The sequence below is a fragment of the Paeniglutamicibacter selenitireducens genome (assembly GCF_051550675.1).
In the GTDB taxonomy this organism is placed as follows: Bacteria; Actinomycetota; Actinomycetes; order Actinomycetales; family Micrococcaceae; genus Paeniglutamicibacter.
In genome coordinates this window covers 19,314-42,587 of sequence record NZ_JBPULF010000003.1, presented here as the reverse complement: position 1 = coordinate 42,587, position 23,274 = coordinate 19,314, and the positions used below count along the sequence as shown (strand labels likewise).

General features: G+C 66.9%; 16 protein-coding genes and 1 tRNA gene. 2 read left to right on the top strand and 15 right to left on the bottom strand.

The genetic code is table 11. The annotated features are described in order from the left end of the window. Nucleotides 1-92: 92 nt before the first annotated feature. The 9 genes from ACSYDW_RS06865 to ACSYDW_RS06825 all read right to left on the bottom strand — a co-directional run bounded on the left by ACSYDW_RS06865 (nt 93) and on the right by ACSYDW_RS06825 (nt 8,808). Nucleotides 93-166, bottom strand: a tRNA-Pro gene (locus tag ACSYDW_RS06865). 86 nt (nt 167-252) lie between these two features. After that, nucleotides 253-1,788 carry a ribosome biogenesis GTPase Der gene (gene der, locus ACSYDW_RS06860; RefSeq protein ID WP_438337985.1) on the bottom strand — a complete coding sequence of 512 codons (1,536 nt, stop codon included), beginning with the start codon at nt 1,786-1,788 and terminating at the stop codon, nt 253-255. A gap of 130 nt (nt 1,789-1,918) precedes the next feature. Then, the gene (gene cmk, locus ACSYDW_RS06855) at nt 1,919-2,584 is read right to left on the bottom strand and encodes a (d)CMP kinase (RefSeq protein WP_438337984.1); all 666 of its coding nucleotides are present in this window, start codon (nt 2,582-2,584) and stop codon (nt 1,919-1,921) included. Further along, nucleotides 2,584-3,687, bottom strand: coding sequence for a prephenate dehydrogenase (locus ACSYDW_RS06850; RefSeq protein ID WP_438337983.1), 1,104 nt, complete (start codon nt 3,685-3,687; stop codon nt 2,584-2,586). Before ACSYDW_RS06850 ends, cmk begins: the two co-directional genes overlap by 1 nt. Nucleotides 3,688-3,694: 7 nt before the next feature. Next, a complete protein-coding gene (locus tag ACSYDW_RS06845; protein ID WP_438337982.1) occupies nt 3,695-4,753 on the bottom strand; it encodes a pseudouridine synthase in 1,059 nt (352 codons plus the stop codon). A 37-nt stretch (nt 4,754-4,790) separates the two neighbouring features. Further along, on the bottom strand, nt 4,791-5,438 hold the full coding sequence (scpB, locus tag ACSYDW_RS06840) for an SMC-Scp complex subunit ScpB (RefSeq protein WP_438337981.1): 648 nt from the start codon (nt 5,436-5,438) through the stop codon (nt 4,791-4,793). Continuing rightward, nucleotides 5,435-6,346, bottom strand: a complete 912-nt coding sequence (locus ACSYDW_RS06835; RefSeq protein ID WP_438337980.1) for a segregation and condensation protein A — start codon at nt 6,344-6,346, stop codon at nt 5,435-5,437. The genes scpB and ACSYDW_RS06835 overlap by 4 nt, the downstream gene beginning before the upstream one ends. Then, complete coding sequence (locus tag ACSYDW_RS06830; protein WP_209996116.1) at nt 6,346-7,242, bottom strand: ParA family protein; 897 nt, start codon at nt 7,240-7,242, stop codon at nt 6,346-6,348. Before ACSYDW_RS06830 ends, ACSYDW_RS06835 begins: the two co-directional genes overlap by 1 nt. A 249-nt stretch (nt 7,243-7,491) precedes the next feature. Then, nucleotides 7,492-8,808 (bottom strand): cation:dicarboxylate symporter family transporter, encoded by a 1,317-nt coding sequence (locus tag ACSYDW_RS06825; protein ID WP_438337979.1) that lies wholly within the window; start codon nt 8,806-8,808, stop codon nt 7,492-7,494. 173 nt (nt 8,809-8,981) lie between these two features. Between ACSYDW_RS06825 and ACSYDW_RS06820 the strand changes: the two genes are divergently transcribed. Both ACSYDW_RS06820 and ACSYDW_RS06815 read left to right on the top strand, forming a co-directional pair. Continuing rightward, on the top strand, nt 8,982-10,664 hold the full coding sequence (locus tag ACSYDW_RS06820) for a sensor histidine kinase (RefSeq protein WP_438337978.1): 1,683 nt from the start codon (nt 8,982-8,984) through the stop codon (nt 10,662-10,664). Nucleotides 10,665-10,794: 130 nt separating this feature from the next. After that, nucleotides 10,795-11,508, top strand: a complete 714-nt coding sequence (locus tag ACSYDW_RS06815; protein WP_438337977.1) for a response regulator — start codon at nt 10,795-10,797, stop codon at nt 11,506-11,508. A 220-nt stretch (nt 11,509-11,728) separates the two neighbouring features. Here ACSYDW_RS06815 and ACSYDW_RS06810 read toward each other — a convergent pair whose 3' ends face one another. The 6 genes from ACSYDW_RS06810 to sbnA are packed head-to-tail and all read right to left on the bottom strand — an operon-like array spanning nt 11,729 to nt 21,981. Beyond that, nucleotides 11,729-12,856 carry a LuxE/PaaK family acyltransferase gene (locus ACSYDW_RS06810; RefSeq protein ID WP_438337976.1) on the bottom strand — a complete coding sequence of 376 codons (1,128 nt, stop codon included), beginning with the start codon at nt 12,854-12,856 and terminating at the stop codon, nt 11,729-11,731. 51 nt (nt 12,857-12,907) lie between these two features. Continuing rightward, nucleotides 12,908-13,975 carry a 2,3-diaminopropionate biosynthesis protein SbnB gene (gene sbnB, locus ACSYDW_RS06805; protein ID WP_438337975.1) on the bottom strand — a complete coding sequence of 356 codons (1,068 nt, stop codon included), beginning with the start codon at nt 13,973-13,975 and terminating at the stop codon, nt 12,908-12,910. Continuing rightward, nucleotides 13,972-14,979: a TauD/TfdA family dioxygenase gene (locus ACSYDW_RS06800; protein WP_438337974.1), complete on the bottom strand. Its 1,008-nt coding sequence runs from the start codon at nt 14,977-14,979 to the stop codon at nt 13,972-13,974. Before ACSYDW_RS06800 ends, sbnB begins: the two co-directional genes overlap by 4 nt. After that, a complete protein-coding gene (locus tag ACSYDW_RS06795; protein WP_438337973.1) occupies nt 14,979-17,561 on the bottom strand; it encodes a non-ribosomal peptide synthetase in 2,583 nt (860 codons plus the stop codon). Before ACSYDW_RS06795 ends, ACSYDW_RS06800 begins: the two co-directional genes overlap by 1 nt. Beyond that, complete coding sequence (locus ACSYDW_RS06790) at nt 17,558-20,911, bottom strand: Pls/PosA family non-ribosomal peptide synthetase (RefSeq protein ID WP_438337972.1); 3,354 nt, start codon at nt 20,909-20,911, stop codon at nt 17,558-17,560. Before ACSYDW_RS06790 ends, ACSYDW_RS06795 begins: the two co-directional genes overlap by 4 nt. Continuing rightward, a complete protein-coding gene (sbnA, locus tag ACSYDW_RS06785) occupies nt 20,908-21,981 on the bottom strand; it encodes a 2,3-diaminopropionate biosynthesis protein SbnA (protein ID WP_438337971.1) in 1,074 nt (357 codons plus the stop codon). Before sbnA ends, ACSYDW_RS06790 begins: the two co-directional genes overlap by 4 nt. Nucleotides 21,982-23,274 lie beyond the last annotated feature (1,293 nt).

Genomic DNA, 23,274 nt, shown 5'->3' with positions numbered 1-23,274 from the left:
GGAATATGCCCGGAACCGTGAAATGGGCCGCAGACAGAGAAAAACCCCGGGGAATCATGGATATATCCTTGATTCCCCGGGGTTTCAACCGGTCGGGCTAGCGGGATTCGAACCCACGGCCTCCTGACCCCCAGTCAGGCGCGCTACCAAGCTGCGCCATAGCCCGGTTGCTTTCGCAGCCGTTCTCCCGAACACTTCCGTGCGGGTGCCGTCTGCGAAAAGCTCCTAGATAACCCTACACTACTTTTTGGGTCACTTCGTACGCTGGCGCTTTTCACGCACGCGCATGGCAACTTCGATGGGGGTTCCCTCGAAGCCGAAGGTCTCACGGAGGCGGCGGGTGATGAACCGGCGGTAGCCCGGATCAAGGAAACCGGTGGTGAAGAGCACAAAGCGAGGCGGTCGCGAGGACACCTGGGTGCCGAAGAGGATGCGTGGCTGCTTGCCGCCGCGCAGCGGGTGCGGGTGGGCCGCCACGAGCTCGCCCAGGAAGGCGTTGAGCTTGCCGGTGGAGATGCGCTTGTCCCACGAATCCAGGGCCGTGTGCAGTGCGGGAACGAGCTTGTCCTTGTGCCAGCCGGTCTTCGCCGAGATGTTCACGCGCGGTGCCCACTCGACGTGCGCCAGGTCCAGCTCGACCTCGCGCTCGAGGTAGCGTCGGCGGTCGTCGTCCATCAGGTCCCACTTGTTGAAGGCGAGGACCAGTGCACGGCCGGAGTCGATGGCCATCTGCAGGATGCGGACGTCCTGCTCGGAGAGGACCTCGTCGACGGCCAGGAGCACCACGGCGACCTCTGCCTTTTCCAGGGCGGCCTGGGTGCGCAGGGAGGCGTAGTAGTCGGAGCCGTGCGCCATGTGCTGGCGGCGGCGGATGCCCGCGGTGTCGACGAAACGCCAGACCTCGCCACCGAGCTCGACGAGCTCGTCGACAGGGTCGCGGGTGGTGCCGGCGAGGTTGTCAACGACAACGCGCTCGGATCCGGCCATCTTGTTCAGCAGCGAGGACTTGCCGACGTTCGGGCGGCCGATCAGCGCGATGCGGCGGGGGCCGCCGCGCGGGATGACGCCGCCGAAGGCGGAGTACTCGGGAAGCTTGTCAACGACCTCGTCCAACAGGTCGGCGGCGCCGCGGCCGTGCAGGGCCGAGACGGGCCAGGGCTGGCCGAAGCCAAGGCCCCAGAGGAATGCGGCGTCGGCTTCCTGGTTTGCGTCGTCGACCTTGTTGGCGACCAGCAGGACCGGCTTCTTCTTCCGGCGCAGCATCTTCACGACGGCCTCGTCGGTGGCGGTGGCGCCAACGCGCGAGTCAACGACGAAGAGGATCACGTCGGCGAGGTCGGCGGCGATTTCCGCCTGCTCGGCCACGCGGGCGTGGATGCCCTTGGCGTCGTGCTCCCAGCCGCCGGTGTCCACGACGGTGAAGTCCACGCCGTTCCATTCGGCCTGGTAGGAAACGCGGTCGCGGGTCACGCCCGGGACGTCCTCCACGACGGCCTCGCGGCGGCCCAGGATGCGGTTGACCAGCGTCGACTTGCCCACGTTCGGGCGGCCGATGATGGCCAGCACCGGCGGGATGACCTCGTCGGCATCGTCGTCGTAGTCCTCGCCCAGGCGCGCGAGCAGTTCGGCGTCCTCCGGGTTCAGCTCGTAGTCCTCGAGGCCGCGCATCAGCACGTCGGCGCGCTGCTGCGCGTCCTCCTCGCTGATTTCGGCCAGGCGGTCGGCAATGTGGTCGTCATTGACGGGGACGTACTCTTCGCCGTCTCCCGTTAGCAGGCTCTCACTCATGGTGCGCTTCCTTTGCGTTGCGTGCCTCCACCAATCGCGGAAGCCGTTATCCATCTAAGCATGATCCCCGCACCGGCGCCGTGGCCGGAGCGGGGAATCGGCCCGGGAAACCCCCGGGCGGGGTGGGGTTCTATGAGCGGGTTTGCGCCGTGATGGCTGCAAGCACCGCTGCGACGGTTTCCTCGAAGTCCAGGTCCGAGGAATCCACTGTTGCAACACCGTCGGCCGCAACCTGGAAGTTCACGACCGTGGAGTCCTTGGCGTCGCGGGCCAGGACCTGCGCCTCGAGCTCGGCAGCGGACTGCGTGCCGCCGAGCTGGATGCCGCGACGGCGCAGGCGCGCCTCCTCCGAGGCGGTAAGCAGGATGCGGGCGTCGGCATCCGGGGCCACCACGGTGGTGATGTCGCGGCCCTCGGCGACGATGCGTGCATGCTGCGCAATGATGGCGCGCTGGCGTGCCACGAGTTCCTTGCGCGCCTCCAGGTTGGTGGCCACGGCGGAAACGGCCGCCGAAACGAACGGCTCGCGGATCGCCTCGGTCACGTCCGTGCCGTGGATCTTGACCAGCTCGACGTCGGGGTCGGTGGAAATGAACAGGTCCGCCGCCTTGACGGCCGCGGCTACTGCGTCCGCGTCGGTGAGGTCGGTGCCTGCGTCCAGGGCGTGCCAGGTCACGGCGCGGTACATGGCACCGGTGTCCAGGTACGCGGCCTCCAGGCGGCGCGCGGCCTCCTTGGAGACGGAGGACTTGCCGCTGCCCGAGGGGCCGTCGACGGCAACCACGATTTTCTGCATTACTGCACAACCTTCCAGCCAAGTGCGCTGAGCACTGTGATCAATTCTTCGCGGCGGCCCGGGATCACCGAGACGTCGACGAGGCCCACCTGGTGCCCCGCCGAGTGTTCGACGCGCACGTCCTCGACGTTGATTCCCGCATCGCCGATGTCCGCCAGCAGCTTGGCCACCTGGCCCGGCCGGTCCTGCACCACGACGGTGACCAGCGCAAAGGCCTGCGGCGGGGCGCCGTGCTTGCCGGGGATCCGGGCCTGTCCGGCGTTCCCCTCCCCCATCAGCTGGGCGAGGTCCAGCAGCGCGCCGGGTGCCGCGGGGTCCTCGAGGGTGCCGATGAGGCGTTCGAGGTCCTCATGCATGCCGCGCAGGATGGGCACCAGCGCATTGGCGTTGTGGCTGAGGATCTGGATCCACAGCTTCGGGTCGCTGGCAGCGATCCGCGTGGTGTCGCGCAGGCCGTTGCCGGCCAGCGCGAGCGAGTGGCCCGGCGCGTTCAGCAGCCGCGAGGCGATCAACGAGGACGCGACCTGCGGGAAGTGCGAGATCAGCGCAACCGACGAATCGTGGTCCTGCGCGTTCATCCGCGACACCGTGGCGCCGAGGTCGATCGCCAGGGCCTCGGCGGTCTTCACCGAGTCCCCGCGGGAGCCGGTGTGCGCGCACACCACCCACGGCATCGAGGTGAAGAGCTCGCCGCGCGCCGCGGCGGGGCCCGACTTCTCGCGGCCTGCCATCGGGTGCGTGCCCACGTAGCGGGCCAGGTGCGCATCGGTGATGCGCGGGTCCGCCCGCACTGCGTCGAGGATCGACTCCTTGACACTCGCGATGTCCACCACGGTGGCCATCGGGTAGTCGATCAGGGCCTGCGCAACGACCTGTGCCGAGACATCCGGCGGGGCACCGACCACCACGAGCTCCGGGGCCAGCGGGCGCCCGGGGGTGAGGATGGTGCCGGCGCCGATGTCCTGCGCGACGGTCTGTGCGCTGGGCGAGGGGTCGGAAAGCCAGACGTTCAGGCCGCGCTGGCTGAGCCCCAGCCCGACGCTGGCGCCCAGCAGCCCGGTCCCGATGACCAGGACGGGTCCGGCCAGGTGCGTGGTGGGCATTGTCGTGTTACATCCCCACCATGGCGAGCAGGTGTCCGACTTCCTGGTTGCCCAGGGGGCGGATGGTGCCCTGCTTCTGGTCGCCCAGGCGGATCGGTCCTACCTGGACGCGCACGAGGCGGGTCACCGGGTGGCCGACTGCGTCGAAGAGGCGTCGCACGATGCGGTTGCGCCCCGAGTGCAGGACGACCTCGATCAGCAGGTGGCCCGGGGTCGAGTCGATCAGGCGGAAGGAATCGACGGACTGCCAGCCGTCCTCCAGCTTGATGCCCTTCTTCATCTGTGCACCGATGCCGCTGGCCATCGGGCCGCGGACCTGCACCAGGTAGGTCTTGGGGACCTCATAGGAGGGGTGCGAGAGGCGGTTGGCCATCTCGCCGTCGTTGGTGAGGATCAGCAGGCCCTCGGTGGCGTAGTCAAGGCGACCGACGTGGAAGAGGCGTTCCTGGCCCTTCTTGCGGATGAAGTCGGAAATGCACTTGCGCCCTTCCGGGTCCTCCATGGTGGAGACGACGTTGCGCGGCTTGTTGAAGACGAAGTACTTCATCTCCTCGTTCAGCTGCAGGCGCATGCCGTCCACGTGCACGGTGTCGCGCTCGGGGTCGATGCGCACGCCCGGCTCGACCACCAGGACGCCGTTGACCTCAACACGGCCGCCGGCAATCATTTCCTCGCAGACGCGGCGCGATGCCACGCCGGCGTTGGCCATGACCTTCTGCAGGCGCACGCCTTCGAGGTCCGAGTGCGCCGCCTGGGCGCGTTCGCGCTGGGTCGGGCGGTTGGGGCGCTCGGCCTTCACCGGGCCGAGGTTCTGGCCGAAGCGTTCCTTGCCGAAGGCCTTCGGGCCGGTGTACTTCTTGGCGCCGGAACCGGTTCCCGGCTTCTTGCCCTGCTTGGGGCCGCCATGGGTCTTGGACCATGAACCCGAGGAGGATTCGCCGCCGCGTTCGGAGCCCGAGCGCGGGTTGGAGTTCGGGCGGCCTGCGCCGGCCCCTCCGCGGCCGCGGCCGTTGCCGGAGCCTTGTGGGCGCTGGTTGCCGCGGCCTGAGCGCGATCCCTGGGTCATGATCTGTCCTTATGTTGTTTCGTGGTGTGCCGGCTTGCTAAGGCAAGTCGACGTCAAATCCGTCAATGTCGCCCACTCCTGGCAGATGCGGGGAAAGCATGGGCAGCTCCGAAATGCTGCCCAGCCCCAATCTTTCCAGAAAATACGAGGTGGTCTGATACAACGTGGCACCACTTTCACCCTCGTCGGGAGCCTCGTGGATCAGTCCGCGCGTAAGAAGCGTGCGCACCACTGAATCGACATTAACCCCACGAATCGCCGCGACCCGCCCGCGTGAAACGGGTTGCCGGTAGGCGATTACTGCCAAAGTCTCCAGGGCAGCCTGGGTCAGTCTTGCCGTTTGGCCGTCGATGACGAAGCGTGAAACAAAGGGAGCAAAATCACGTCGGGAGAAAATGCGCCATCCTCCGGCCAATTCGCGCAGCTCAAAACCGCGCGGTGTATCCCCTCCATCATACTGTGCCCGAAGCCCGTGCAGGGCCGCTGTGACGCGTTCCTCACCGACCTCGAGCACCTCGGCCAGGCGTCCCGCCCCGACCGGCTCGTCGATGACCATGAGAATGGATTCGATGCCGGCGGCAAGCCCGCCGGGCAATTCGTCGACACCCGCACCCACCGCCTCGGCCGGCCGGGCTGGGCGATCCGGTGCCCCCGGAGCCGGAATCCCGGTGTTTGTCTCGCTCATGCCGCGGGCTTCCCCTCGTTGGTTGGTGGTTCGGTGGCGGTGTGGCCCTCCGCCGCCGCCCCGGCGTATTCCTCGCGCAGGTTCTCCGCCGCCCAGTGCCCGGCCGTGGCTGACCAGGTCACCTGCAAGGTGTCCAAGGGCTCATTCTGCGAGAACGAGACGACGCAGTCCCGGTACATTTCCAGCAACGCCAGGAACCGCGCCACGACCTCCAGGTGGCTTCCGGCGTCGGCGGTGAGTTCGGTGAAGCTCAGCGACTTGTGCTCCTGGAGCTTGCGGGCCAGGATGGCTGCCTGCTCGCGCACGCTCACCTCTCCCCCGTGCAGGTGTCCGACGCCAACCTCCGCCGGGGCCGCCTCCTCCTTCGGGGCCAACGCAGCAAGCGCCAGCCGGGCGAGCATTTCCGGGGTGGTCTTGAAGACCAGCTCCGGCAGCAGCGCCGCGAAGTGAGCCTCGAGCCCGGTCTGGCGGGGGAAGCTCTCGGATTCCTCCTCGAGCCGCCCGGAGATCCACCCGGCCGCGTGCTTGAACGCCTTGTACTGCAGCAGCCGGGCGAAGAGCAGGTCGCGGGCCTCCAGCAGCGCCATGTCCTCGTCGGAATCGTTCTCGTTCCGGGGCAGCAGGCGCGCGGCCTTGAGGTCCAGCAGCGTGGAGGCGACGACGAGGAACTCGGTGGTCTCATCCAGGGCCTTGGCACCGGGCCTGGCCTGCAGCACCTTGAGGTACCCGATGAACTCGTCGGTGACATCGGCCATCGCGATCTGGGTGATGTCCAGTTCGCGCTTGGCAATCAGCGAGAGCAGCAGGTCGAAGGGGCCGGAAAAGTTTTCCAGCCGAACCCGAAAGCCACCGGTCGATTCACCTTCGGGAATCGGCACGGTGGCTGGCAGGACGGCGGTTCCCGTCATTACGGGGCGCCGCCACGGGAAATGAGTTCCTTGGCCAGCTGGCGGTAGGCCTCGGCGCCCGGGTGGTTTGTCGCGTAGGTGGTGATGGGCTCGGCGGCCACGTTCGCGTCGGCGAACTTGATGGTGCGCCGGATGACGGTTTCGAAGACCGTGTCGCCGAAGGCCTCGACCAGGCGGCCCACGACCTCGCGCCCGTGCAGGGTGCGCGGGTCGTACATCGTGGCCAGCACGCCGTCGATCTGCAAGGCGGGGTTCAGGCGGTCCTGGACCTTTTCGATGGTCTCGACCAGCAGCGCCACGGCGCGCAGGGCGAAGAACTCGGCGGTCAGCGGGATGATCACGCCGTGGGCCGCGGTCAACGCGTTGACGGTGAGCAGGCCCAGCGAGGGCTGGCAGTCGATCAGGACGATGTCGTAGTCGTCGGTCACCGAACGCAGCGCGCGTTCGAGCACCTGTTCACGGGCTACCTCGTTGACCAGCTGGACCTCGGCGGCCGAGAGGTCGATGTTCGCCGGCAGCAGGTCCACGTTCGGGACATCGGTGGTGATGATGGCGTCGCGGATGTCGGTCTTGCGGTCCATCAGCACGTTGTAGACGGTGACGTCGAGTTCGTGCGGGTTGGTGCCGAAGCCCGCGGAGAGCGCTCCCTGCGGGTCGAAGTCGACAAGCAGCACCTTGCGCCCGTACTCGGCCAAGGCCGCGGCAAGGTTGATGGTCGAGGTGGTCTTGCCGACACCGCCCTTCTGGTTGACCATGGCGATGACGCGGGCCGGACCATGGGAATCAAGGGATCCCGGCTCGGGGAAATCCGTCTGCGGCCGGCCCGTGGGACCCAGGGGGGTCGGTTCCTTGAGCAGTCCTACGCCCCGGGGCTTGCTGCCCTGTTCCTCGCTCACGGTGTTAACCACGCTTCCGTTCGTTGTGGGATTTGCTGACTATCGTTTTAAGGGTATCGGTTGCGCCGCTGCGGCGCGGACACCTTCGCCCTCGCACGGCGAGCCTTTACCTTGAAGTTGAAGTCAAAGGTTTAGGGTGTCGGGCGGCCCGAGACCGGCTCCGGTGTTAAACCGTACAGCCATCGCGCCCGTGGGGTGAACGCGATGGCTGCATGTTGCGTCCCGTTGTCCCGGGGTGCAGGTCTCTGGTCAGTGGCCGTTCTCGGTGAGCGATAGCTCGTCGAAGGGGCGCTCCCCGGCGAGCACGCCGCGGGCCTGGGCCAGGTCGATCTCCTTGGTCCACGTGCCGATCAGCAGCGTGGCCACGGCGTTGCCGGTGAAGTTCGTCAGCGCGCGGGCCTCCGACATGAACTTGTCGATGCCCACGATCACGCCCATGCCGTCGAGCAGCTCGGGGCGGTGCGACTGCAGGCCCGCGGCAAGCGTGGCAAGCCCGGCGCCGGTGACGCCCGCGGCGCCCTTGGAGGCGATGATCATGAAGACCAGCAGGGAGATCTGCTCGCCGAGGTTCATCGGCATGCCCATGGCGGTGGAGACGAACAGCGCGCTCATGGTCAGGTAGATCGCGGTGCCGTCGAGGTTGAAGGAGTAGCCCGTGGGCACGGTGATGCCGACGACCGGCTTGGAGACGCCTGCGTGTTCCATCTTGGCGATCAGCCGCGGCAGCGCCGATTCGGAGGACGAGGTGGAGAAGATCAGCAGGTACTCGCGGCCCAGGTACTTCAGCAGGGAGAAGATGTTCAGCCCCGTGACAAGGCGCAGCAGCGAACCCAGGACGACAACGATGAACAGCGCGCAGGTGGCGTAGAACGCGCCCATGAGCACGGCCATGGAGCCGATGGCCGCCCAGCCGGTGGCTCCGACCACCGCGGCGATGGCACCGAAGGCGCCGATCGGGGCGGCCCACATGATCATCATCATGATGCGGAACACCACGGCCTGGATCAGCTTGATGGCCCCCAGCACCGGTTCGCCGGTCTTGCCCATGGACTGCAGCGCGAAGCCCACGAAGAGGGCCAGCACGAGGGTCGGCAGCACCGGGATATCGCCCGGGATCAGCTCCAGCAGGAACTTCACCGTCGCGTTCTCGCTGCCGCCGGCGGCGCCCTCGTAGGGCTGGAGCTGCAGGCCGGAGCCCGGGTGGATCAGGTTGCCCACGACCAGGCCGATGGCCAGCGCGAAGGTGGACATGGTGATGAAGTAGACCAGCGCCAGCCCGCCGACCTTGCCGACCGTTGCGGCCTTCGCGATCGAGCCGATGCCCAGCACGATGGTGCAGAAGATGACCGGGGCGATGATCATTTTGATGAGTGCCACGAACGCGGTGCCCAGCGGCTTCATGGCCTTGCCGAGGTCCGGGGCGAGCAGGCCGAGGGCCGCGCCGGCCACCACGGCGACGATGACCATGATGTAGAGCCAGTGCGTGCGGTCCTTCTTGGCCGGCGCCTCCTGCGGTGCTGCTGGTTCCGGATCGAGGATGCCTGTCGATGCTGGCGACGTTGCCATGCGCTGACTCCTTTGGAAGTGTTTCGGGACTGCCGGGGACCGGGACGGTTCCCGGGCTGCTTCCATGGTGCTGCCACACGTGACGGGGATCTCGCTTGTGTTCATATTGTTCACGCCCGCCCACGCCCGCACGCCGCAATCGTGAGTTAATGGAGCAGATCAAGGAGGTGCCGATGGCGCGAACCCCGCGGGCGTCGCCGCCCGACGCCGGTCGGAAATCCGGCCCGCTCTCGCTTGCCGCACGGATCCTCGCGGCGCAGATCGCCCTGGTGGCCCTCGTGGTGCTGCTGATCAGCGGGGCCAGCTACCTCAACGCCCGCAACCAGGCCCACGAGTTCGCCTCAAAGCGGGTGCTCTCGGTGGCCGAGACGCTGGCCCACGACCCGTTCGTCGTCTCGGCCGTCCGGCAGCCCGATCCCTCGGCGCTGCTCCAGCCCTTCACCGACGTGCTGGTGGACACCGCCGCCGTCGACTTCGTCACCGTCATGGACACCGACCGGACGCGCTACACCCACCCGAATCCGGACGAGCTGGGCAGGCCCTACGTGGGCAGCGTGGAGCAGGCGCTGGCCGGCCACAGCCACGTGGAGGACTACCGCGGCACCCTGGGCGATTCGGTGCGCGCCATCGTCCCGGTGCGCGACGCCTCCGGCGGGATCACCGCGCTCGTCGCGGTGGGCGTGACGCTGCAAAACCTCAGCGTCACCCAGGCCGCCATGGTCCCGGCCATCATCGGTGCCGGCGCCCTGGCGCTGGGGCTCGGTGCGCTCTTTGCCTGGGCGCTGGGCCGCTACCTGCGCCGCGCCACCCTGGGCTACGGCCCCGAGGAGCTGCGCCGGCTCTACGCCTACTACTTCTCCGCGCTGCATTCGGTGCGCGAGGGCCTGGTGCTCGTCGACGCGAAGGGCCGCCTGGTGCTCTACAACGACCAGGCCGCCGGGCTGCTGGGCCTGCCCCCGGCCGGGACCCTGCGCCCGATGCCCGTGGCGAAGACTGGCCTGCCCGAGACGGTGGCCGAGCTTTTCGCCTCCGGGCGCCGGGCCACCGACGAGATCCACCTAACCAGCGACAGGGTGCTTGTCATCTCGCAGCAGCGGGCCGAGCAGCCCGACGCCACCGAACCCGCGCTGGTCCGTTGGCCGCTGCGCCGCAAATCCTTCGACTCGTCCCTGGGAACCGTGGCGACACTGCGAGACCGCACCGAGGTGCAGGCGCTCACCGGCGAGCTCGAATCGCTCACCACCCTGGCCGAGGCACTGCGCGCCCAGACCCACGAACACGCAAACCGGCTGCACACCGTGGCGACGCTGATCGAGCTGGGCCGGGAGCGCGAGGCCCTGGAGTTCGCGGTGGCCGACCGCCAGGAATCCCAGCGGCTGACCGACGAGTTCGTGCAAGCCGTCGACGAGCCGTACCTGACCTCGCTGCTGGTGGGTAAGGCCGCCCAGGCGCACGAGCGCGACATCACGCTGACCCTCAGCGCCTCCGGGCACCTGCCCGCCGGGGCGCTCGACGCCCGGGACCTGGTGACCATCACCGGGAACCTGCTGGACAACGCCTTCGACGCCGCGGCCGGTTCCGGGCAGCGACGCGTCTGGGCGGATATCGCGGCCGACGCGGAGTCGGTGGTCATCTCCATCGCCGATTCCGGCCCCGGGCTGGACACCGACCTGCTGGAGGAGTTCTTCCGGATGGGGGTGTCCTCCAAGCCGGTGGTCCCGGGCAGCGGCTCGCGGGGACTCGGGTTGGCCCTGGTCCGCCAGGCCGTGGCGCGTCTCGGCGGGACCCTGGAGGTCGACAACGACGCCGGCGCGATCTTCACGGTGACGATCCCGCTGCGCGGTCCGCAGCAGTGAGGCGTTGCCGGCACTGGACATTGGGCAAGAGGCGCTAGGCAACAAGCGCCGGGCACTGGTTGCTGGCGCTAGAGTGGATCCGCGCGGCCCCCACAGCCGCAGCCCGAACCGGATGGAAGGAAACCGCAGCATGGATGCCCCGGACAGGCTGTTTCGCGTCCTGGTGGTGGACGACGAACCCACCACCGCCTCCGCGCATGCCAGCTTCGTCTCGCGCGTGCCGGGCTTCACCGTGCACGCCATCGCCCACAACGGGGCGGAGGCCTTCGCGGAGCTGAGCCGGGCCACCGCCGAGGGAACCCCCATCGACCTGGTGCTGCTGGACATGAACCTGCCGGACCTGCACGGGCTCGATGTCGCCCGGCGCGTGCGCGGCAAGGGGAACACCGTGGACATCATCGCCATCACCGCGATCCGCGACCTCAACGTGGTGCGCACGGCCATCGCCACCGGGGTCACCCAGTACCTGATCAAGCCCTTCGGTTTTGCAGCGTTCAGCGAAAAGCTCACCAACTACCGGGAGTTCCGGCTCAACCTGGGCAGCGGCGGGACCCCCGCCTCGCAGGCCTCCATCGACAATGCGTTTGCCGCACTGCGCTCGGCCGGCCCCGCTCCCCTGCCCAAGGGCCTGATCGCCGAAACACTGCAGGCCATCGGTGCCACGTTGAAGGCCTCCACGGCGGCGCTCTCCGCCACCGAGGTCTCCGAGGTCCTGGACCTCTCGCGCGTGACGGCCAGGCGGTACCTGGAACACCTGGCGGAAACGAACCAGGCAGCCAAGGCCCCGCGCCACGGCACCCGCGGACGCCCGGAGTACGAATACCGGTGGCGCCCCGGGCCCTAGCCCACCCGCCGGCAGGGATGCCGCCAACGGAACCTCCCGGCGAGCGCAGCACGTGAAGGCCGGTGGCGGATTCGACCCCCGGAACGCAGGTCCGGTTCCCGCAGGCTGGGTCCTCCACCCGCGTTCCCCGTGGTCAGGTGCGGCGCGCCAAAAGGACCAGCGCGTCAACGGCACGCTGGTCCTCGATGGTGGTGGCACCACGCAACTGCTGGATGCACCGCTAGCGCGGGTACAGGGCCAGCTCCTCCGTGGAGGCGAGGTAGCTCTCGATGCTGACGGGGCAGTGGCCGAGCCCACCGCCCGGCCCCCGATGGCGGAAGTTGACGACCTGGCCGGTTCTCCCGCAGCCGCAGGTACCGGTCTCGACATCGCCCACGTCGTCGGTGAGGAGGAAACCGGGGTAGCTGGTGTTGAGCGCGTCAAGTATGGCGATGGTGCCGGTCTCCCCCGGAGCGAGTTCCTTGCCGGGCTGTGCGGGGTCCCGGATGGAGATGTAGCACCACGGCGGGACGTGCTTGCGATGCAGGTGGCATTCGACGGCGAGCATGTTCGACTCGATCATCCCGTACATGTCGCGCACGTTTCCCGGGCGCACGGAGAGCAGGTCGTGGCACCGCTCGCGGAAGCCCTCGGCAGGGATGGCCTCGGCCGTGTGCTCCTTCCACCCGCCGAGGGTGATGATCATGCTGTACGGATCCAGCCGCACCTTGAACTTCTCCTGTTCGAGGAACCGGAAGAGCCGGCTGATGAGGAACGGCGGACAGACGATGTGCCGGATCATGTGCCCCTTCCACCGGCGCAGTTGTTCCAGGGCTTCCCTGGGGTCGAACGTCTGGTCGGCAACCAGGTATGCGTGGTCGTCGAAGACGCTGTTCAGGATGTTGAAGTCCTTCAGCAGGCCCATCTCCGAGGCACCGGGGTCCGACGCGTTCAGGAAGAGGCCCGCGCCCCCGGACAGGCTGAAGAACTCCCGGTAGGTCCCGATCAGGCCAACGAGCGCCCGGGTCACCGTCTCGCTGTTGCGCCGGGCGACGGACGGGGCGCCGCGGGTCCCGCTGGAGCTGGTCTCGGTCTCGACGTCGGCCAGCGAGCAGGTGAGCAGCACCTGGGCGTCGGGACGCTTGAACATGCCGATCGGCAACAGCGGCAGCCGTTGAAGGTCGTTGACATCGGCGATCGCGGCGGGGTCGATTCCCAACGCGTCACACTGGGCACTGTAGAAGCCGTTTTCGGCCCGGTGGTAGATGGCTGCGTCCCGCAGGACGTCGGTGATCGATTGCGCCCAGTCCTCGGGGGACTGGACATGGGCATCTGACACATTCCCCAGCATCTGCTGTAACGAGAGCATTGTGTCACTCCTCGGTGGGTGCGAATGTTTAAGCGTGGTTGGGCCGCCGGGTCAGCCGTACCTGCGCAGTTCTGAAAAGAAGTCCTGGACCACCCGGAGTTGGCCGCTGTCGGCGAGTTCGTCGTAGACGTACTTGCCGACAGCCAGGTCGAGCACGCCCAGGCCGAATGGCGAGAACACCACCGGACGGTCGTTCGCCGGCGAGACCTTGCCCTCCATGACGTCGACCAACGTGCCGTCCACGAAATCCCGGTTGCCGACCATCTGCTCCACGAGGTGGGGAGACGTCCCGGCTTTCAGGCAGTGTTCGACGTCGTCGAGGATGTTGGTCGATGCCAACAGGATCTCCGGAGCCAGGTCGCGCAGGGACACGTGCAGTACCAGCGGGTTGTGCGCAAACCACGCCGTGTCGTGGACGTGTGGCTCCCCGGCCACCGTGGCGAACACGACGAGGTCGCTGCTCCGGATCAGTTGCTCGGCGCTCCCGTGCACGGTCACCCGGGCCTCTGTGCCGCTGCGTTCGAGGTAGCCCTTGAAACCCTCCGCGCTCTCACCCGAGAGGTCGAACACCCCGATCTCGTCGAAGGACCAGTCGGTCGCGTTCAGGAACGTGTGGATGTAGCGGGCAATGAGTCCCACGCCGAAGAACCCGATGCGCCGGGGGCGCCCGCGACCCCGGCTGAGCCAGTCCGCGGCCGCGGCGGCCGATGCCGCCGTCCTGGAGGCGCTGATGATCGAGCTCTCCATGCAGGCGAAGGGGTAACCCGTCGCCCGGTCGTTGAGGATCAGCACCGCCGAGGCCCGCGGAATTCCCGACGCGACGTTCTCCGGGAAGCTTGAGACCCACTTGATGCCGTCGACCTCCACCTGTCCGCCTACCGAGGCGGGCAGGGCGATGATGCGCGAGGTGGGCCGGTCCGGGAACCGCAGGAAGTAGGACGGGGGGTTCACCGAGTCCCCGGCCGCGTGCGTCCGGTAGGTTTGCTCGACCAGTTCGACGACTTGCCTCTCCCGGCCGTGGAGCACCTCCTGCACCTGGGCTCCGGAGATGACCGCGAAGGGAGGAACCGTCTTGGGTTCCTCGGCGGCAGTCACCGGGGAGGCTGCAAATTCTGTCATAGTGCACCGTCCTGTGTGTGGTTGGCGAGATCAAATGCATTGCGCGGCTCGGCCATGCCGACGAGGATCTCCCGCGGGCCCTCGTAGGCCTCGCGGCTGTGCGCCATGCGCACGTTGTCGACGAGCATGAGGTCACCGGTCTCCCACGGGGTACGAAGGGTGTGGGCCTCGTAGACCTCGTTCAGGAGGGCGATGGTGTCCTCGCCGATCGGTTCGCCGTTGCCGAATCGGGTGTTGAACGGCAGCCCGTCGGAACCGTACACGTCCACCAGGTACTCCCTCACCTCGGGGGCGATGGTCCATTCGCTCAGGAACGCGACCTGGTTGAACCAGCAGCGCTCGCCGGTCACGGGGTGCCGGACCACGGCAGGGCGCCGCTGCCGGGTGCGGAGTTCCCCGTCGGGCTGCCACTCGAACTCGATCGCGTGGGCCCGGCAGTAGCTCTCGACGGCCGCACGCTCGGAGACCCCGAACGCCTCCTCGTAGGTGGCTCCGATGTCCCCGTTGTAGCTGCGGGCGAGCAACCACCCTTCGTTTTCGAATCGCTGGACGATATCCGCCGGTATGGCCTCGAGCACCGAGCGGGCGTCCGCAACGCCGGTCACGCCGCCGACACCGGGTGCCTGGAGGCAGGCGAAGAGCATCAGGCCCGGGAACTCGAGCGCGTAGCTGAGCTCGTGGTGCATGCACATGGGCTGGTTTGCAGGCCACGTGAGGGACGAGTACACGCCGTCGAGGTAGGGATTCCTGGTGGCGAAGGCTTCCCGGTCCGGTATCAGGCCGCCCGGGACCAGCCGCTTGTAGACCTCCGCCACCTGGGCGGGATCGCCGAGGCCAAGCCCGCGAACCAGTACCGCGCCGTTCTCGTCCACCGTCGCGCGCAGCGCCCCGCGGTTCTCTTCGGCCCACCGCACGGGGTCGTGGCCGTCTTCGACGGTGAGCATGGGCGCGCGGCCAACTTGGCGTATCACGTCGAACTGGGTCCTGGGTGAGGGAGACGACATCAGAGGTCCTTTCGATTCATGGGTGGCGGGTTGGAATGGCCTGCAGTTGTTGGGGGCACGGAGGCGGGCGCCACGGCATTTTCCGGCTGTGTGGGCGCTTCGGCTGCGTCCACCAGGGACGAGGCCTCGAGCAGGGTGGCCAGGTCCGCCAGGACGGGTGTCTGCATGATGTCCTTGATCGATACCGCGCGCTTGAGCTGGACCGCGAGCTTCACCGCGGAGAGCGAGGTTCCGCCCAACGCAAAGAACGAGTCCTGCCCGCCGATCCGGCCCTCCGGCAGGCCAAGGACGCTCGCCCAGGCCTCGGCAAGCCGCTGCTCGGTGGCAGTGAGTGTCTCCGCGCGGGTGCCCGCCTCGGGGACGACCTCGCCCGCCATGCGGGTCAAGACCTTCCTGTCGATCTTCCCGTTGCCGGTCAGGGGCAGGCGCTCCTGCCACCTGTAGGCCGACGGCACCATGTAGGCCGGAACCCGCGAGGCGATCTCGCTGCGGATCTCGTCAACCTCCAGTGGCTGGTTGCCGGAATAGAACGCCACCAGGAACTTGGACTGGCCGCCACCCTCGCCGACGACGACGGCGCCGTCACGGACGCCGGGAACCCGCAACAGCGCGTTCTCGATGTCGCCGATCTCGATACGGAAGCCGGAGATCTTGACCTGGTTGTCCCGCCGGCCAAGGTACTCCAGCTTGCCGTCCGGGGACCAGCGCCCGTAGTCGCCGGCCCGGTAGAGCCGCGCGCCGTCCACGTAGGGGTCGCTGGAGTAGGCGCGCGCGGTGCGTTCCGGGTCGTTGATGTAGCCGAGACCCACGCACACCCCGGAGAAGGCGATCTCTCCCGGGGCCCCGAGCGGCACGAGCCGCTGCCGCTCGTCGAGGATGTGGATCCGGACGTTCGGGATCGGCGGGCCCAAGGGCACCGAGTCTCCCGCAGGTGCTTCGCCCATCACCTCGTGGTTCGTGTCGTCGGAGGTCTCCGTCAGTCCGTAGGCGTTGACCAGCTTGACCTCCGGCAGCACGTCGAACCAGCGGCGGACCAGCTCGCGCTTCAAGGCTTCCCCGGTCGCGGAGACGCAGCGGAGGTGCGGCAGGGTTCGGGGTTTTCCGTCCAGGTACGCCACCACCGCGTCCAGGTACGACGGAACGACCTGGAAGACCGCCACCTCGCCCCGGTCCACCGTGTCGACGAACCGCTCGACGTCCATGATGCGGTCCTGCCCGACGATGAGCGTGCGACCGCCGACGAGCAGGGCCGAAACCAGTTGCCACAGCGAGATGTCGAAGCATTGGGGGGCGCTCTGGGCGACGACGTCGCCGGGGCCGATCCCCAGGTCCTCGATCTTGGCGTACAGGTGGTTCACCATCCCGTCGTGCGCGCACATCGCACCCTTTGGCTCCCCCGTGGAGCCCGAGGTGAAATAGACATAGGCGAGTTGGTCCGGACGCACCTCCACGCCGGGGTCGCCGTCCGAGTGCCCCTCGGCCTCGATCTCCTCGAAGAGGAGCCGGGTGACCGACGGCATCCCGCGGAGTGCCTCATCCAGCGAGGACGTGCTTCCTTCCTCGGTCAGTGCCATCCGGCTCCCGGCCCGGGTGAGAGTCCTGGCGATCCGGTCTGCGGGGAAATGCGGTTCGATCGGCAGGTACGCACCTCCGGCCTTGAGGATCCCGATGACCGCGGCCATCCACTCCAGGTCCCGCTGGGCGACGACCGCCACGACGTCTTCCGCCTGAAGTCCGCGCGCCAGCAGGGCGCGGGCCAGCCGGTTGGCGCGCGCGTTCAACTCCGCGTAGGTCCACTCACGCGTGTCCTGGGCCGCGGCGACGCGCTCGGGGTGAAGCCGGACGCGCTCCTCGAACAGCTCGTGGAAGCGCCGCTGGGGCCGGGGCCGCTCGGGCCCGGCCAATTGCTCGAGCTGGAAGCGGCGCTCGTCCGGATCCACCAGGTCGGAGTCGAGGGGCTCCGCTTCGGGGTCGGCGACCAAGTGGCGGAGCGCGGCCAGATGGTAGCCAGCGATCCTGAGTGCGGCGGCCGCGTCCAGGACCTCCCGCCGGTACCGCAGCACGAGCCGTTCGCCCGCGGCCACGGCCCGAAGGCCGACCCCGAGGGCAATGCCCTCCGGCAACCCGGCGTCGTCGCCCTGCAACATTCCGAACAACACCTCGTACCCCGTGGATGCGGCTTCGCGGCGGTCCTCCGTGCCGGCCCTGAGCTGCCGGTCGTGCGCCTCGGCGACCAGCCCCCGCCAGGACGGGTGGCCAAGGTCGAGCGCGCACCGCCATGTCCCTGTTGTGCCCATGTAGCCGGTGGCGACCTCGGTTTCCCCGGACAGGGCATGCAGTACCCGCGCGTGGGCCGCCAGCCAGAGGGAGCCGGGCGTCGCTTCCAGCGCACGGGCCGCCAGCCTGACGGAGGCGCTCAGCTCCTCGGGAACCGCCACCTCGACCAGTTCCTGGCCGGACCGCATCTCGCGTGTCCAGCGGGGAACCGAGGTCGGGGCCGCAGCCGGGGCGGAGCTCCGTCCGTCGGCCGGAATGGACGATTGGCCGACGGTGCGGCAGGTGATCGCCGGAGTGGTGGTCATGACACGGGCCTTTCCAGTGCGACGGTGGACCTAACTGCGGCACGGGCCTCCTCGGCCGGGTTGCCGCCCCACAGGGTGCCTTCAGCGAGCGTCGTCCCCTTCATCACGAAGGAGTCGGTGGCGACGACAACGCCGTCCTCGATGGTCACGCCATAGTGGATGAAGGCGGCGACGCCCAGCGTGACGTCGTCCCCGATGACGTTGTAGTCGGACTTGAACATCCCGTCCTCCTGGGAATGGGATTGGATCGTGGTGCCGTTGTTCAGGGTGCAGCGCGAGCCGATCGTCACCAGGCTCCGCTCGACAATCCCGCAGCCGTCGTCGAAGACCCGACTCCCGATCCGCACTCCCAGCAGCCTCCAGACCATCGGCTTGAACGGCGTTCCGTTGAAGATCGCCACGTACCGGCTCTGGGCCTGCAACTTCCAATAGCGCTCGTGCCACCAGAAGTAGGGGTTGTAGATGGAACACAGTTGCGGCTGAAGCCGGCGGAACCCCGTCGCCAGGTGCTGCATGCCGACGGGTACCAGCATGCCGACCACGAGCATCAGGACGAACGACGCACTGAGCGCCAAGAAGCCGAACTGGTCAGACATTTCGAGGCCGGCAAACATCGCCAGCAGGGCCACCAAGGCGAAACACCAGCGCGCAAACATCAAAAGCACCATCGTGCGAAGGTTGTGCCTGTTCTTGGCCGCCAGTTCACGCCGGAGGGTGGCGCGGCTCTGGTGTTCCTCCGGGAGGGTGTCCCGCAGCACCGAGCGCGGAATCTCGAACGCCGGGGATCCGAGCAGGCCGACTCCCTCGCGCATCGGCCCGTCAATGGGGACCATGACCTTTGTCGCGAGCAGGCAGTTGTCCCCGGTCCTGGCTTCGGCGGGGTACAAGACGGCATTGCCCAGGAAGTTCTGGGCACCGATTGCCACCCCTGTGAGCTTGAACGACGTCGCCGAGTATTCCGCGTTCATGAACGACACCCCGTCGGCGATCATCGTCCCGGTGCCGATGGTCGACAGGAACGGGTTGTCGTGCTTGAACCCGGTGCCGAAATTCGAGCCGCTCTGTTGGACCTGCGGCTGGCGGTAGCCGATGGCCCGCACGTAGTTCACGACGTACGAGCTGTCGCCGAACAGCTGCCCCAGCATGGGACTGTTGGTCATCTTGCCCACCGCCCGTGCCACCGCGTCGCGCAACCCGAACAGCGGATACACCGTGTCGGGTTTCAACCCGAGCTGGAGCAGTTTCGGCAGGGTGGTGATGAAGAGTATCGCCACGACCGTTCCGCCGAGTACACCCAGGCCTGCGTAGATGGCCGCGTCGGCGTAGAAGATCCAGCCGGCGAATGCCAACGCCTGCGACTCCAGCAGGGCCGCGACGTTCGGGTCCGCCAGGACGAACAGCGTGATCACCAGTCCCCACATGGTGCGCCCCAGCCCGATGGTTCCCACCAGTTGTGAAACGGCAAACCACCCCCGGCGCCACGGCCGGTAGGGTGTCGGCTCAACCGTGGCGTAGTCCGCACCCCCGGGCCTGCCCGGGGAACCGTGCCACCGCTCGCCGGCGGGTACGGCCTGGCCGGTGTAGAGGGTGGAGCGGTGGCCCAGCTGGGAGCGGTCGCCCATCGACGTGTTGATGTCCAGGACGCTGCCCTCGCCGATCGTCACGTCCTTGCCCAGCGTTACACCACCCACTTGGATGACACCGCCGTGGGCGCGGTACCCGTTGAGCATGACATCCTTGCGGATCACCGTCCCCTCCCCGATCGTCAGAAGGTCGGTGCAGATCGGCAGCCTGTTGGTCATGATCATCACGTTGCGGCCAACCTTCGCCCCCATGGCCCTCAGGTAGAAGGTCGTCAGCGGCGAACCAGCCATCAGCGAGAGGGGCGAGGTGCGCATCAGGGCTTTCACCAGCCAGAACCTGAAGTAGGCAAGGCTCCAGATGCGGATCTCCCGGGGCCGGAACCGGCCGACGAAAATCCACTTGGCGGCCACCGGCAGGATGCACATCACCACGAATGTCGCTGCGGTGTAGGCGATCGACCGCAGGTAAAGCTCCAAGAAGTTCGTCCCGTGGCCCAGCCAGTGGTGGTTGCCGGGCCCCGCGGCCGGGAACAACCACAGGTACCCCACGACCGTGATGAGGCCGGCGAGCAGGCAGTAGCCGATGTAGACGAGCACCTGCAGGGCGCCACAGGTGATGTACTCCCACGTCCGAGCGTCCATGGGCGGAGGCGTCTCAGGCACCGAGGCCACAGTTGGCGAAGGCTCCGTCTGCTTGTCCGGCTCCGGGGCAACTTGAAGGACCGCCGCCAAGGCGGAGAGATTCGGGCTGCTGTAGATCTCCTTCATGGATATCTGGGGCAGGTCCGGCTGTTTGCGTACCCTGGCGCAGAACTTCGCCATCACCAGCGAGTCCGCACCCAGATCCTGGAAGAAGTCGCTGTCCGCCGGGACTTCCTCGATACCCAGCACGTCGGCGAGCACCTCGCCCAGCCGGCCCTGCAGCTGCACCTGAGGCGTCGCATCTTCCGCAGGGGCCAAGGCCATGGCCAAGGAGGCAATCGTCGGGTGCTTGTAGATGTCCCTGATCGACACCGCAGGAAGGTCCGGTTGCTTGCGCACCCTGGCGCAGAACTTCGCCATCACCAGCGAATCCGCACCCAGGTCCTGGAAGAAGTCGCTGTCCACCGGGACTTCCTCGAGGCCCAGCACCTCAGCCAACACTTCCGCAAACCGGTCTTTAACCTGAGGCGTCGCATCTTCCGCAGGCGCCAAGGCCGTGGCCAATGAGGCAATCGTCGGGTGCTGGTAGATGTCCCTGATGGACACCACCGGCAGGTCCGGATGCTTGCGCACCCTGGCGCAGAACTTCGCCATCACCAGCGAATCCGCACCGAGGTCCTCGAAGAAGTTGCTGTCCACCGGGACTTCCTCGAGGCCCAGCACCTCGGCCAGCACTTCCGCAAACCGGTCTTTAACCTGAGGCGTCGCATCTTCCGCGGGCGCCAGGGCGGCGGCAAGCGCCGCGATCGTCGGGTGCTGGTAGATGTCCCTGATGGACACCGCCGGCAGGTCCGGTTGTTTGCGCACCCTGGCGCAGAACTGCGCCATCACCAGCGAGTCCGCACCCAATTCGTAGAAGAAGTTGGCGTCCACAGGGACGTCGTCCTTCTTCACCACGGATGCGAGAAGTTCCGCGAGCCGGCGTTCCAAGACAACGCCCGGACCTGTGGCCGACGTTCCTGGAGTGCCGTCCCCGGCCCGGGCCTCGGATGCCACCAGCGACGGGGAATTCGCCGGAACCGCGGGATCTGGTGACGTCGGTTGTACGACGACGGACTTGTTCACTGCGCGAGCCTCCTCAGTGAGGCAGTTGCCACGGAATCCTTCAACGGCGCGGCTACCGGAAATTGAGGCCGCAACAACTGGTCGGAGGGCAGACCGGGATCTACCGTCGAGCCCGCGCTGGCAAGCTCTTCGGCCCCGAAGTTGTCGAGCACCCAGCCTGGCTGGTAGATGGTGTCCAGGTACGGGCGGCCCAGGTCGGGCGAGATTGCCACCGCTGTGACATCCTGGGCGTCGTGGTCGGCGAGCCATGCCATGGCGCCGTGGACCACTGTCCCGGTGGACCCTCCGAGCAGCAGCCCGCCTGCAGCCAGCCGGTGACAGGCATGCACCGTGTCAAGCTCCTTGACGAACACCACATCGTTGAGCAGCGACTCATCCAGCTGAGGCGGCCGCACGCTCATACCGAGGCCCGGGATCAGACGGGGCGCCGGCGGGCGGCCGAAGGAGACCGATCCGACGGCATCGACCGCGACGATTCGCACGTCGGGGCGGTGCTCCCTGAAGTACCGTGCGCAGCCCATCAAGGTTCCCGTGGTGCCGGCTCCGACAAACAACACATCAAGGTCGGGGAACTCGGCGTCAATTTCGGGGGCCGTCCAGCGGTAGTGCGCGCCCCAGTTACCGGGGTTGACATACTGGTTGAGCCAGACGTAGCGCTCGTCGGTCGCGCACAGTTCCCGGACGTGGTTGAGCCGGGCACCCAAAAACCCGTCGATGGGATCCGGCTCCGTAACCAGGTCAACCTGTGCCCCGAGCGACTCCATCAGCTGCAGGGTCGTCGGATTGCAGCGCGGATCAACCACGCATACAAAGCGATATCCCTTGCTGGCCGCGATCATGCTCAGAGCAACACCGAGGTTGCCCGACGAGGACTCCACGAGCGTGGAGTTGGGACCGATCAATCCCTCCTGCTCGGCGCGTTCAACCATCTCCCGCGCAGGTTTGAGCTTGATTGAGCCGGCGAAGTTGAACCCCTCGATCTTCAGGTAGAGACGGCGACCCAACACCCCTTCCAAGTCGACGAATAGGCTTGGCTCGTTGAACAGGTGCGGATCTTTGATAATCGACATCGTCTTCCTCGTTCTCCTGCCATGAGCTTGGTCAGGTTCGCCGAGTAGTGGCGGGTGGGATCATCAGCGAGCATCGCTCTTATCCCCAAGTACCCCATCAAGCTGCAAGTGTGCGATGCCTTCACACTGAACCCCGCCATGCCTCATGTCAATATGCTCACCAAATAGTTATTGTCCTTTGGATGCTCAGTTAAATCCTTCGTACGCGAGGTGAAGTAATGCCTTGATTTTTGGCACTACAAGTGAATGACCGCTCCGGCTTTACCCAACTTCCGTGGGCCTTGCAACCGACGGGCAAGCACCAATTCGAGGGTTGAGTTCAACCGTACCGAGCAAGCCGATACCGAGACCACCTCGGTTCACTTGAGCAAGCTCAGAATTCCACCCCTTTTCGCGGTTCAAGCGACTTGAGATTGCGATACTTTAGATGAGACAGGACAGTTATCGCAGCGTTATCGACACAGATGGAATTGCCGGCCGACCCGGGCCTGTTGGCCTTGGCGAAAGTGCCCGCGTGCTACCGGGCAGCGGTGGACGAATTTACTTGTCCCTCACTAGGGATTACTGGCCATCTGGCATTCACTCCAGATGCCACGGCGCCGCGGGACGGTACAAGACTGACGTTCTCGACCAGACCACCGCCTGGTCATGGTGGCAGTGATCCTGGACTGAATAGTTCGATGCAGCATCCGAAGGCAACGAACACAACCAGCAGGAAACAACCCACACCATGCTCAAAAGGTGTCCGGAGCATGCTCGTTGCCGGCATTCACGGCGGTCTCGGGCGGTGCCGGAAAGCAATGCGATCGACCCTCCAAACACCGCCACGCCCCGGAAGTGAAGCCAAAACTCGGCAACCGCAGGTCCGTCCCGGGCGTCGCAGCGAAAGTCGTCCTAAATTAACGTTCTCGGGGCATATCGGTTCGGCCCGGCTCCGAGCCAATCGGGTGGCGGCAGTTTTCCTGCAGGTGGATTTCATTGATCCGGCGTATCTTCTATGTAACGAACTGAGCCGTGGCCGGACGTGACACAACCGTTCCACTCTTGACTGTAGCGGCGGCATCCGACGCCCGGAAGCAGATTGAAGCGGTGCACATGAATGCTGACATGAGCGCACACGAATCCGGCATGCAAGACCGTGGCACCTCCGGCAAGCATAGTCATCCTCCCCCTACATGTTCACGATCTCCAGCCACGTGGAAATGCCAGAAACCTCTGCGAGTATCAGCTCAAGAAGGGAGTCGATAAATGCACCAATATCCAGACTGACAAGAAGTAGCACGACTGACAAAC

Excerpts from the sequence above, each read along its gene's own strand:
- der (WP_438337985.1), bottom strand. The coding sequence starts at position 1,788 with ATGAGTGAGAGCCTGCTAACGGGAGACGGCGAAGAGTACGTCCCCGTC.
- cmk (WP_438337984.1), bottom strand. The coding sequence starts at position 2,584 with ATGCAGAAAATCGTGGTTGCCGTCGACGGCCCCTCGGGCAGCGGCAAG.
- ACSYDW_RS06850 (WP_438337983.1), bottom strand. The coding sequence starts at position 3,687 with ATGCCCACCACGCACCTGGCCGGACCCGTCCTGGTCATCGGGACCGGG.
- ACSYDW_RS06845 (WP_438337982.1), bottom strand. The coding sequence starts at position 4,753 with ATGACCCAGGGATCGCGCTCAGGCCGCGGCAACCAGCGCCCACAAGGC.
- scpB (WP_438337981.1), bottom strand. The coding sequence starts at position 5,438 with ATGAGCGAGACAAACACCGGGATTCCGGCTCCGGGGGCACCGGATCGC.
- ACSYDW_RS06835 (WP_438337980.1), bottom strand. The coding sequence starts at position 6,346 with ATGACGGGAACCGCCGTCCTGCCAGCCACCGTGCCGATTCCCGAAGGT.
- ACSYDW_RS06825 (WP_438337979.1), bottom strand. The coding sequence starts at position 8,808 with ATGGCAACGTCGCCAGCATCGACAGGCATCCTCGATCCGGAACCAGCA.
- ACSYDW_RS06820 (WP_438337978.1), top strand. The coding sequence starts at position 8,982 with ATGGCGCGAACCCCGCGGGCGTCGCCGCCCGACGCCGGTCGGAAATCC.
- ACSYDW_RS06815 (WP_438337977.1), top strand. The coding sequence starts at position 10,795 with ATGGATGCCCCGGACAGGCTGTTTCGCGTCCTGGTGGTGGACGACGAA.
- ACSYDW_RS06810 (WP_438337976.1), bottom strand. The coding sequence starts at position 12,856 with ATGCTCTCGTTACAGCAGATGCTGGGGAATGTGTCAGATGCCCATGTC.
- sbnB (WP_438337975.1), bottom strand. The coding sequence starts at position 13,975 with ATGACAGAATTTGCAGCCTCCCCGGTGACTGCCGCCGAGGAACCCAAG.
- ACSYDW_RS06800 (WP_438337974.1), bottom strand. The coding sequence starts at position 14,979 with ATGTCGTCTCCCTCACCCAGGACCCAGTTCGACGTGATACGCCAAGTT.
- ACSYDW_RS06795 (WP_438337973.1), bottom strand. The coding sequence starts at position 17,561 with ATGACCACCACTCCGGCGATCACCTGCCGCACCGTCGGCCAATCGTCC.
- sbnA (WP_438337971.1), bottom strand. The coding sequence starts at position 21,981 with ATGTCGATTATCAAAGATCCGCACCTGTTCAACGAGCCAAGCCTATTC.